The organism is Vibrio sp. PNB23_22_6 (assembly GCF_052877535.1).
Genome location: NZ_JBNFXP010000002.1, coordinates 287,768 through 298,576, shown reverse-complemented (window position 1 = coordinate 298,576; position 10,809 = coordinate 287,768). Strand labels below are relative to the sequence as shown.

At 45.6% G+C, this 10,809-nt stretch carries 8 protein-coding genes and 2 pseudogenes; 8 read left to right on the top strand and 2 right to left on the bottom strand.

The features are described from left to right. The first annotated feature begins 132 nt into the window (after positions 1-132). Positions 133-1,050, top strand: coding sequence for a DnaJ C-terminal domain-containing protein (locus tag ACVA54_RS03085; RefSeq protein WP_446649396.1), 918 nt, complete (start codon positions 133-135; stop codon positions 1,048-1,050). Positions 1,051-1,138: 88 nt separating this feature from the next. Here the strand turns inward: ACVA54_RS03085 and ppsR are convergent, their stop codons facing one another. Continuing rightward, positions 1,139-1,972, bottom strand: coding sequence for a posphoenolpyruvate synthetase regulatory kinase/phosphorylase PpsR (ppsR, locus tag ACVA54_RS03080; protein ID WP_446649395.1), 834 nt, complete (start codon positions 1,970-1,972; stop codon positions 1,139-1,141). A 179-nt stretch (positions 1,973-2,151) separates the two neighbouring features. Between ppsR and ppsA the strand changes: the two genes are divergently transcribed. The 6 genes and pseudogenes from ppsA to ACVA54_RS03050 all read left to right on the top strand — a co-directional run bounded on the left by ppsA (position 2,152) and on the right by ACVA54_RS03050 (position 8,096). Continuing rightward, complete coding sequence (gene ppsA, locus ACVA54_RS03075; RefSeq protein WP_446649394.1) at positions 2,152-4,521, top strand: phosphoenolpyruvate synthase; 2,370 nt, start codon at positions 2,152-2,154, stop codon at positions 4,519-4,521. Positions 4,522-4,702: 181 nt separating this feature from the next. After that, positions 4,703-5,482: a hypothetical protein gene (locus ACVA54_RS03070; RefSeq protein WP_099079677.1), complete on the top strand. Its 780-nt coding sequence runs from the start codon at positions 4,703-4,705 to the stop codon at positions 5,480-5,482. Between the two features lie 202 nt (positions 5,483-5,684). Then, positions 5,685-6,041, top strand: a pseudogene (locus ACVA54_RS03065) (LuxR family transcriptional regulator); the annotation flags it as partial. Between the two features lie 9 nt (positions 6,042-6,050). Next, on the top strand, positions 6,051-6,203 hold the full coding sequence (locus ACVA54_RS03060) for a hypothetical protein (protein WP_409119919.1): 153 nt from the start codon (positions 6,051-6,053) through the stop codon (positions 6,201-6,203). Between the two features lie 272 nt (positions 6,204-6,475). Continuing rightward, complete coding sequence (gene gltS / locus ACVA54_RS03055; RefSeq protein ID WP_099079676.1) at positions 6,476-7,702, top strand: sodium/glutamate symporter; 1,227 nt, start codon at positions 6,476-6,478, stop codon at positions 7,700-7,702. Positions 7,703-7,838: 136 nt separating this feature from the next. Beyond that, on the top strand, positions 7,839-8,096 hold the full coding sequence (locus ACVA54_RS03050; RefSeq protein WP_099079675.1) for a hypothetical protein: 258 nt from the start codon (positions 7,839-7,841) through the stop codon (positions 8,094-8,096). Here the strand turns inward: ACVA54_RS03050 and ACVA54_RS03045 are convergent. Then, a pseudogene (locus ACVA54_RS03045) lies at positions 8,026-8,820 on the bottom strand (glycoside hydrolase family 2 protein); the annotation flags it as partial. The gene ACVA54_RS03050 and the pseudogene ACVA54_RS03045 overlap by 71 nt on opposite strands. Positions 8,821-8,997: 177 nt before the next feature. Between ACVA54_RS03045 and ACVA54_RS03040 the strand changes: the two are divergent. Continuing rightward, on the top strand, positions 8,998-10,581 hold the full coding sequence (locus ACVA54_RS03040) for a BCCT family transporter (protein WP_182852653.1): 1,584 nt from the start codon (positions 8,998-9,000) through the stop codon (positions 10,579-10,581). The last annotated feature ends 228 nt before the right edge of the window (positions 10,582-10,809 follow it).

Below are 10,809 nucleotides of genomic sequence, written 5' to 3'. Positions count from 1 at the left end.
ACGACAAGAAATAAACCTTGTTAACTAGGCTGTCTAGGTCGCCTAGTGTCGATAAGACTTGTATATGCGGGCGTTTGAGGTAACTCTTACGCCCTCTTTTCGATCAAAACAAAATTAGAATAAGCGGTGAATATGTCCAAACGAGATTATTACGAGGTTTTGGGTATTCCTAAAGATACGTCAACCAAAGACATCAAGAAAGCCTATAAAAAACTCGCAATGAAATACCATCCCGATAAAAACCCGGGAGATAAATCAGCAGAAGAAAAGTTCAAAGAGATAAAAGAAGCCTACGAAATCTTAACTGACGACGAGAAACGTCAGCAATATGATCGATTTGGCCACGCCGCTTTTCAAGGCTCGAGTGACAATGGTCACCACGATGGTCGCGGGCATTATCAGTCTGGTGGATTTGAAGATATCTTTGGTGGTGCGTTCGGCCGTCAAGGCTTTGGTGGGTTTGGCCGAAGCTCCGGTGGCTTTGGCGGCTTTGATGATATTTTCTCTCAAACTAGAGGTGGACGATCTCAACCAAGCAAAGGGCAGGATCACGAATTCACCTTAACGGTTGATTTTGTCGATGCCATTCAAGGTACGGAGAAAATCGTTGAGTTGCCAGTTAATGGCGAACAGAAAAAAATCAATGTTAAGATCCCACCAGGCATTCGAGATGGTGAAAAAATCCGTTTCTCTAACAAAGGGGCTCCTGGCATCAATGGAGGACCAAACGGTGATCTGCTACTAGTTATCAATACTCGTGATCATGCTTTTCTAAAACGAGAAAAAGATAACCTGTTGTGTACCGCTCATATTGACATGGTCAATGCTGCACTAGGTGGCGAAGTCGAAATCCAAGTCTTAGATAGCCGCTACAAACTCAAAGTCCCTGCCGGGTCTCAAAGTGGTCGTAAATTTAAAATGACGGGCAAAGGCGTGAAAAACCGTAAAGGTGTCACTGGCGACTTAATCGTAACGCTGCATGTTGATACCCCAACCAACCTTACTGTCACACAAAAAGATCTGCTAGAACAGTTCAAGGCGACACTTTAAGCGAGGTTCACCCACAAAACTTGCGAACCTAGTTGCCCGTCTCGATGTCACGATTTATCTTGTAACTCGTGACATCGGAACTGACAGACTAGAACAAACGACGCTTCATTCCCGTCCTTTCCATGATCCGCGTGGTAATTTCTTCTACCGACAAAGACGAAGTGTTGATGTAAGGGATCGCCTCTCGCCTAAACAGGGCTTCAACCGTATCAAGTTCAAGCTTACATTGCTCAGTGCTGGCGTACTCACTGCCCGACATGCGATTCTCTCGAATCTCAGTTAAACGCTCAGGATTAATCGTCAAACCAAACAATTTGTGACGATGAATTTCAAACTCTGGTAACAACCGCATCAACTTGATGTCTTCCGCAATAAACGGGTAGTTGACCACTCGCAAGCCAAACTGCATCGCCATATACAAACTGGTTGGCGTCTTGCCACTACGCGACACGCCAAGCAGAATAATATCTGCGTCTTCTAATCCTTTTAGAGTAATCCCATCATCATGTGCCAGTGTATATTCGATAGCAGCAATACGATCAAAGTAGGTGTCAGAATCTTTTCCTACGCTACGGGAGCGCTGTAATTTAGGTTGAGGCTCCATTTGAGTATCGTCCTGAACTTTTTGTACGATACTCTCCAGTACGTCATAGCAATAGGCAGGGGCTGTTCGAAGTATTTCACGAACATCAGGCAGCACTATTGAGAAAAACACTAATGGTTTAACACCATTGCGCTGGTAGGAAGTTTCTATTTCTTTGACTACATCGGCCACTTTGTCTGCGCTTTCTACAAATGGGAAGGCTTTTTCGTTAGGGATGAAAGGAAACTGGCCCAAAACAACATGCCCAAGCGTTTCACATGTTATGGCTGTTCCGTCAGAAACATAGAATACATCACGACTTTGGTTATTAATTTGCATTTGTATTTAGATTTTCAAAACCACTTGACTAGGATAATCAACATAATATTAACAAATAAGTTCAGCTTTCAATTACGTTCACCACAGGTTTGAAATTTATTTCACATTTTTTCAACCAGGGCGTAAACGTTTGCCTTTAAGTCCCCCTACAAAAGCTGCAATGTTTCTGGAGAAAAAACATGCAAAAGAACACCCTCTGGTTCAATGGTCTATCCATGGATGATGTCGACAAAGTCGGCGGTAAAAACGCTTCACTTGGTGAGATGGTTTCTAACCTAGCCAATGTTGGTGTTTCTGTTCCCAACGGTTTTGCCACTACCTCCTATGCGTTTAATCAATTCCTCGATCACGAAGGGTTAGATAAGCGCATTCATCAACTGCTTGATGAACTGGATGTTGGAGATGTAGAAGCGCTGCGTAAGACAGGTGCCAATATCCGACAATGGGTATTAGATGCCCCATTCCCTGCCAATCTAGAGCAAGATATCCGTGACAATTACCGAGAACTGACTGAAGGCCACCCTGAGATTTCTGTTGCAGTGCGCTCGTCAGCAACCGCAGAGGATCTACCGGACGCCTCATTTGCTGGTCAGCAAGAGACGTTTCTAAACGTAAAAGGCATTGATGCAGTATTAGAAGCAACTAAGCACGTTTACGCTTCTCTGTTCAATGACCGTGCAATTTCATACCGTGTACACCAAGGCTTTAACCACCGTGGCATCTCGCTATCGGCGGGTATTCAGCGCATGGTGCGCTCGGACAAAGCCTCTTCTGGTGTTATGTTCACCCTAGATACGGAATCTGGTTTCGACCAAGTCGTATTCATCACCTCTTCTTGGGGCTTGGGTGAAATGGTGGTTCAGGGCGCGGTTAACCCTGATGAGTTTTACGTTCACAAGCCAATGCTAGAAGCGGGTCAACACCCAATCGTTAAGAAGACCTTCGGATCTAAACAGATCAAGATGATCTACTCAAACAGCCAAGAGATCGGCAAGCAAGTAGACATCATTGATACATCAGCAGATGAGCGCAATGCATTCTCACTCAATGACGAAGAGATCAAAGAGCTCGCCAAACAAGCGATGATCATCGAGAAGCACTACCAGCGTCCAATGGACATCGAGTGGGCAAAAGACGGCATCGACGGCAAGCTTTACATCGTGCAAGCACGTCCAGAGACAGTATGTTCTCAAAGCGAGCAAAACGTGATTGAACGTTACGAGCTAAGCAACAAAGCGGACGTACTGGTCGAAGGTCGTGCAATTGGTCAGCGTATCGGGAGAGGTCCTGTTCGCTTGGTTGACTCTCTAGACCAAATGTCATTAGTGCAAGAAGGCGATGTGCTGGTAACTGACATGACTGACCCTGATTGGGAACCCGTGATGAAGAAGGCTTCGGCAATCGTCACGAACCGTGGGGGGCGGACTTGCCACGCTGCCATTATCGCTCGTGAACTTGGTATTCCAGCAATCGTCGGTTGTAGCAATGCCACTAGCAAGCTGACGGGCGGTGAGACGGTTACGGTGTCGTGTGCTGAAGGCGAAACAGGCTGCGTTTACCAAGGTGAGTTGGAGTTCGAAGTGAAACGCTCTGCCGTTGATGAACTGCCAATGCTACCAACCAAAGTCATGATGAACGTGGGTAATCCAGACCGAGCATTCGACTTCGCTCAGATTCCAAACGAAGGTGTGGGTCTTGCTCGTCTTGAATTCATCATCAACAAGATGATTGGTATTCACCCTAAAGCACTGCTGAACTTTGATGCGCAACGCGATGAGTTAAAAGCAGAAATCACAGAGCGTATCCGTGGTTACAAAGGCCCAATCGATTTCTACGTCAGCAAGCTAACAGAAGGCATCGCGACGATTGCGTCTGCATTCTGGCCAAAACGCGTCATCGTTCGCATGTCTGATTTCAAATCGAACGAGTACAGCAACTTGGTTGGCGGTAAAGGTTACGAACCCCATGAGGAGAACCCAATGCTGGGCTTCCGTGGTGCGTCTCGCTACATTTCTCCAGTGTTTGAAGACTGTTTCGAGTTAGAAACCCAGGCAATCAAACGCGTTCGTAATGAGATGGGTCTGAAAAACGTTGAAATCATGATTCCATTCGTACGTACGCCAAGCGAAGCAGCATCGGTTATCGACTTGTTGGCGAAGTTCGACCTACGACGTGGCGATGACGGCCTAAAAGTGATCATGATGTGCGAACTGCCATCCAATGCGGTTCTGGCAGATGAGTTCTTGAAGTACTTCGACGGCTTCTCTATCGGCTCAAACGACATGACTCAGCTAACCCTTGGTCTTGACCGAGACTCAGGTGATGTTGCCCACCTATTCGACGAACGTAACCCTGCGGTAAAAGCCATGCTACAAATGGCCATTGATGCGGCAACCAAAGCAGGTAAATACGTGGGTATCTGTGGTCAAGGCCCATCAGACCACGATGACCTAGCCGAATGGTTGATGGAACAAGGTATCAGCTCTGTTTCCCTAAACCCAGATACGGTTATCGATACGTGGTTAAAGCTAGGCAACGTGCGTAAATAAGCCACTCTTCCCTAGTCAATGAGATAGCCCTCAAGCTCCGGTTTGAGGGCTTTTTCTTTGTTCTCCATGTCAAAGTAATGTGAGTTCGTGACTGAATCCCAAGCTATGCCTTCCTTTCGTACTCCCCTTTCGCTTTTTCACCTAAAATAAAAACAATCCTATTTCATAAAAGAACGGATATATGAAAAAGTCTCTTGCTCTTATCACTGCCTTAACTTTGCTCACTTCTCCGGCTTATGCTGACTGGGATGACATCTCGAACAGCCTCTCAGACCTAGGAGATGCCGTATCTGATACTGCAAAAGAGACTTGGGATAGCACCAAAGAGTTCTCCAAACAGGCTTGGCAAGATTTCACCAATTGGTCTGAAGAAGCGATTAATACCGCAGGTGAATGGACCGATGCCAGCATCGAAACCAGTAAAGAATGGATAGATGCCGCAGACAAAAAAATCGATGAACTGATGGAGGGCGACACACCAGAAGAGGCTCGCCAAGCGATTGACCTCATGGCGGATAGCACTCTACTCAAACTGTTTAACGAGAAACCTGAAGCCAAAATGCTTTACGACAAAGCTTACGGCTATGCGGTGTTTGATTCTCGCAAACTGTCGCTGATGTTTCACACGAATTCAGGCTCCGGAGTTGCGGTTAACAAATTGACCGACAAACGCACTTACATGAACATGTTTGGTGCTGGTGTTGCGTTTGGCGTTGGTGGTAAGTTCTACCAACAAGTGGTGCTGTTTGAGAAAGAAAAAGACTTCAACACCTTTGTTGAAGAAGGCTGGGAAGCATCGAGCGAAGCCTCTTTAGTTGCTGGCGCGGACGGCGAAGAAATGACAGCGCAATTCAACAGCGGCGTTGCAGTCTATCAACTCAACACCACAGGATTGTTGGTTGATGCAAACTTTTCTGGCTCAAAATACTGGGTCAATAAAGAGCTGACCGATTCACAGTAACCTTTCGGACACAATGGTTTATTTATGGGGAGCGATACGCTCCCTTTTACCGTCATTCCACGAACCTAAGTGAGACTAGGAATCTCATACAGTACGCCACCATACTCACCATGTTGCATTAGCAACGAAATTGCGGATTACTTTGGGACAATAGCCAATCGCGTTATGCTTACCCCAACCTTTATCGAACTCTCGAATCACCATGCCTAACGACGCGTTCAACACTCAGCTTGCAGAGACAATTTTTGCCCTTAACTCACCAAGCTTCACGCCGAAACTGATGCGTGTCATTGGTTCCATATTGAGTTTTGATTGCGCAGTGATCCTTGGTTATCGTGTAGGTAAACACCCTATCTATCTGTATGATTCGATTGAGAATGAGCGCGAGCTACTGTTCCAACGTTATCTCACCACCTCTTTTCAAAACGACCCGTTTTATCAGAAGCTTAACACCAAAAAAGAACAAGGCCTCTTTACGCTCAAAGATGTGATGGGCAAAAACGTCACGCGTAACGATCTCGATTACCAAGCCTACTGCGAGCCGTTCTTCGGACTAACCTGACCACTCATTACCAAATCTGATGGCACTAAGTTTGGCAAAACTGAAGATGGTGCAGTCTGGTTGGATCCAAGTAAAACCTCACCTTACGCCTTCTACCAATTCTGGTTGTCTGCGGAAATGCCGATGTTCACCACTTCTTGCGTTATTACTCCTTCTTAAGCTGCGATGAGATTGCAGTGATTGAAGCACAAGACAAAGAGAGTAAAGGCAAACCGCAAACACAGCGCGCTAACCTTTTTGGGAACCGGGCCGAATATTCATAGCAAACCTCAAATCTAGCCGCTACCCACTACCCACTACCCGTCAAATTTTTACCCACAACCCGACTTAGTTCAAATTCATCAAAACGCAATTGGATGCTGTACAAACAAGTTACTATGGTTAATAAATAAGTGCACAAACTCTGCACATCACCCATAACAGGAGTAAGTATGGATTTCATTGATGGCGTGTTACAAGTCGAGTCTTTCTTGGCGGTTACTTTGGGGATCATCGTATTATTCCTCGGTAAACGTCTGACTCAGGCCAGTAACTTCTTGAGAGAGTTCAGTATTCCTGAGCCCGTTTCTGGCGGAATACTGGTGTCCGTCCTTTTTACTATTCTCCACTATGTTGCCCAAATCGATGTACAGTTTAACCTCGCAACTCGTGATCTTTTACTGGTGTACTTCTTTACCACTATTGGTATCAATGCAAGCCTGCAAGACTTATTCAAAGGTGGGAAGCCTCTACTCATCCTGCTGGCTGTGACCATCGGCTACATGCTGGTGCAAAACCTTACCGGTATCGGTATTGCGACTATGTTAGATCAGCCTGAAGCTGTTGGACTATTAAGCGGCACAGTTTCTTTAATTGGCGGGCACGGAACGGCGATCGCGTGGTCACCAAGAATTGCAGAGATCTTCGATCTTAACACTGCGATGGAAATCGGTATCGCAAGTGCGACCTTTGGGTTGATTCTTGCCAGTTTTATGGGTGGACCTATCGCCAAGCATCTAATTAATAAGCACAACCTCAAACCTGAGCAAGTGGAAGAAATGGATGTGGGGACTGGACAAGATGAATCACAAGTTGCCATTAACGCCTATGACTTCCTAGATGCAATGTTAGCCATTCACGTTTGTATTATTCTAGGTGCCATATTAAATGAAGGGGTAAGTAGCCTAGGTCTAGAGCTGCCACTCTTTGTGACCTGTCTGTTTGCGGGTATTCTAATGTCCAATATCGTTCCTACTTCTTATCCGCGCATAACGGGTACACGCTGGCCCGCTAGAAAACCGGCCGTTGCCCTGATCGCCGACATGGCGCTCGGCGCTTTTCTAGCAATGTCATTAATGAGCATGCAGTTGTGGGCATTGGTCGATTTGGCAGGGCCAATTTTCATCATTCTCGGCGCGCAATTTTTGGTCGCGATATGCACTGCGATTTTCGTTGTTTTCCCACTCATGGGAAAGAACTACGATGCTGCTGTTGTGTGCTCTGGCTTTGGCGGGATTTCATTAGGTTCGACACCAACGGCGATGGCGAACATGTCTGCTGTGGCAAAAAAATACGGTAACTCGCATCAAGCCTTCATTATTGTTCCTTTGGTATGCGCCTTCTTCATAGATTTAGCTAACGCACTTATCATCCCATACTTTATTAGTTTGATAAGTTAAAATGAAAATACCTAAGCATAGTAAAAATACTTGAATATAAATTATTAAAATAGTGCTAACACTTTACCCCAATGTAAGTAGTATAATACTCCCCCTGAAATATTTTGTTACGTAGTTGGTAACGGTAGAGATAAACATGAACAGCAGCAGATGGGCAGGTTTGCTTGGCGGCACAATCGTTTTATTGAGCACTTTGATTTTATTCGGTTCAACGGTACATTCTGCTTGGTATAACATTCCAATGGAGGCGATAAACGGCATTGCCTTCACTCTTGCATTTGGGCTCGGGCTGAATCATATTCTTGCTTATGTTGCAGCCATCATTACGCTTGTTGCACTGTTCTACCTTGGCTACGTGCTAGGTTACCGAATACACAACAAGTTGAAGCACTAAATTTGCGAAACTTGGAAAAAATGAGATAACAAAGGGAGCCATGACTGCTCCCTTTTTTGATTGTCGCCGTTACTGCAACTCGAAGAGAGGCTGCCATCTCAGTAACCTCACAAACCAAAAACTCCATTGTCACAGGCTTGTTCGTCAACAAAGTGAAACTAGAATCATTGAATAGACCATCGGCATCACATCCTAAATGGACAAAGAAAGCAGGCTTATCTGCCATCAATGTAATTTGGCTTCCCTCGCTACTCACTTCAATATGAGCCTTCTCCAGTGGTAAAGTTTTCAGTTCATGCGCATCAACATCTTCATCCAGTTGCCAAACAATAGTATTACTATCCGGAAAGACCGTTTGTTCTAACTGCCAAGACTGTTTCACTTCACCTTGCCAGCTAACCCATTGCAGCTTCGCATCTACACTCACTGCCACCTTGGCGTCATTCAGAAGATGTAAGCTCAGTACGCCTGTGTGTTCTGAACACACCAAATACTGCGGAGCAAAAAAGCGTTTAGCATGGTAATGAAGCGGCTTTCAACGGCCACTGTATTCCAAGCTCGACCACGAACTCACTGACCAGTTATCGTTGAGCTGCCAATACAACATGCCACGGCATACAGGATAAATCGTACGCCAATGGTCGAACGCGGTTTTTATTGCCATCACTTGTTGCACTTGGCTCAAATACAGCATCGGCTCAAACCCCGTAGGGAAACGGAGGAAAAGTCTCTTTGTTAAATCAATCACTTGCCTGACAATCAGAGGTGAATCGTGAAACGGCGGTTATATATGTATCAGTTTCATGTTACCATCAGCGGCTTTTTGAACATCCTCACACTTTTTAATGTAAATAGTGTAAGGGAAATGCACGGCTTCCGAGCCCTAAAAAGCGAAGTAATTATGTCAAATATGACGAATACCGCCTCTCATGCTCCTATTCAGGAAGCAGACTATTCTGCCATTCATCCCCCATCCCTCGTAAAACGTCTTGAACTCACTAACCCTGTATTTTGGTTAAGTGGAAGCTTCCTCTGTTTGTTTGTCTTACTCGCACTTATAAACGCGCAATCTCTGACTGAAATGGTCAACGCTGGCTTTAGTTACGCCACTCAATATTTCGGTGCCTTTTGGCAAGTTCTCCTTCTTCTCAACTTTCTTATTGGTTTGGCTATCGCTCTCGGTCGTACTGGTTACGTGCGTTTGGGTGGTTTAGCGAGACCAGAAATCGACACTTTTAAGTGGTTATCGATCGTGCTCTGCACGCTACTTGCTGGCGGTGGTGTTTTCTGGGCGGCCGCTGAGCCTATTGCCCACTTTGTTTCTGCTCCACCACTGTTTGGTGAAGCTTCTCCTAAAACGGCCGCAATTAATGCGCTTTCTCAGTCTTTCATGCATTGGGGCTTTTTAGCATGGGCAATCCTAGGTTGCCTTTCTTCGGTGGTATTGATGCACCTGCATTATGATAAAGGCTTGCCGCTCAAACCTCGCACCTTGCTTTACCCAATTTTTGGTGACAGAGCGATCAAAGGCTGGATTGGTGATGTCGCCGACGCCTGTAGCATCATCGCTGTCGCTGCGGGAACAATAGGTCCAATTGGTTTCTTAGGGCTTCAAATCAGTTACGCACTTAACTCTCTGTTTGGCTTACCCGACAGCTTCACAACTCAAAGTTTCGTTATTACCGTGGCGATTCTTATGTATACCCTCTCTGCATTAAGTGGTGTTAGTAAAGGTATCCAAATAATAAGCCGTTACAACATCGTTCTTTCAGTTGCTTTAATTGGCTACATTCTATTTTTCGGCCCAACCAGCTTCATCGTAGATGGTTATGTTCAAGGTGTGGGTCGCATGGTAGACAACTTCTTCCCGATGGCGCTCTATCGTGGTGACACTGGTTGGTTAAGTTGGTGGACTGTGTTTTTCTGGGGCTGGTTTATCGGCTATGGTCCAATGATGGCGATTTTTATCGCACGCATCTCACGTGGTCGCACAATCCGACAAATGATCCTGTCAATTAGTATCGCAGCACCACTCATCACTTGTTTCTGGTTTAGCATTGTGGGTGGTAGCGGTTTAGCATTTGAATTGGAGAATCCAGGATTAATCTCTTCAGCATTCGAAGGCTTTAACCTACCTGCGGTTCTGCTCGCCATTACCTCTGAGCTACCATTCCCAATGATCATCTCTATCTTGTTCTTGGTCCTAACCACCACGTTCATCGTCACCACCGGTGACTCAATGACCTACACTATCAGTGTGGTGATGACGGGTTCAACAGAGCCAGATGCGGTGATTCGCTCCTTCTGGGGAATCATGATGGGGGTTGTCGCTATTGCTCTGATTTCAATGGGTTCTGGCGGTATATCTGCGTTGCAATCTTTCATCGTGATTACCGCAGTTCCGGTGTCTTTCATTTTGCTGCCTAGCATCTGGAAAGCGCCGAGCATCGCAAATCACATGGCGAAAGAGCAAGGTTTGATTTAACCCACTCAAACGAACAAGAGCCCTTGATTGGGCTCTTGTTATATCCCCTCAAACATCCCCAAAATGCCTATTTGAACGATCTCTGACACTATTGGTACCATTCGTGGTCACGACGAAAGCGTGCGATCGGGAATCTTTGGTTACTCCAACCAAAGTGGGTTACAACGCATAAATTCAAAATAAAGTGCGTGACTTCACTACGCTTTTCATTGGTGTCACAAAATTAAT

Excerpts from the sequence above, each read along its gene's own strand:
- ACVA54_RS03085 (WP_446649396.1), top strand. The coding sequence starts at position 133 with ATGTCCAAACGAGATTATTACGAGGTTTTGGGTATTCCTAAAGATACG.
- ppsR (WP_446649395.1), bottom strand. The coding sequence starts at position 1,972 with ATGCAAATTAATAACCAAAGTCGTGATGTATTCTATGTTTCTGACGGA.
- ppsA (WP_446649394.1), top strand. The coding sequence starts at position 2,152 with ATGCAAAAGAACACCCTCTGGTTCAATGGTCTATCCATGGATGATGTC.
- ACVA54_RS03070 (WP_099079677.1), top strand. The coding sequence starts at position 4,703 with ATGAAAAAGTCTCTTGCTCTTATCACTGCCTTAACTTTGCTCACTTCT.
- gltS (WP_099079676.1), top strand. The coding sequence starts at position 6,476 with ATGGATTTCATTGATGGCGTGTTACAAGTCGAGTCTTTCTTGGCGGTT.
- ACVA54_RS03050 (WP_099079675.1), top strand. The coding sequence starts at position 7,839 with ATGAACAGCAGCAGATGGGCAGGTTTGCTTGGCGGCACAATCGTTTTA.
- ACVA54_RS03040 (WP_182852653.1), top strand. The coding sequence starts at position 8,998 with ATGTCAAATATGACGAATACCGCCTCTCATGCTCCTATTCAGGAAGCA.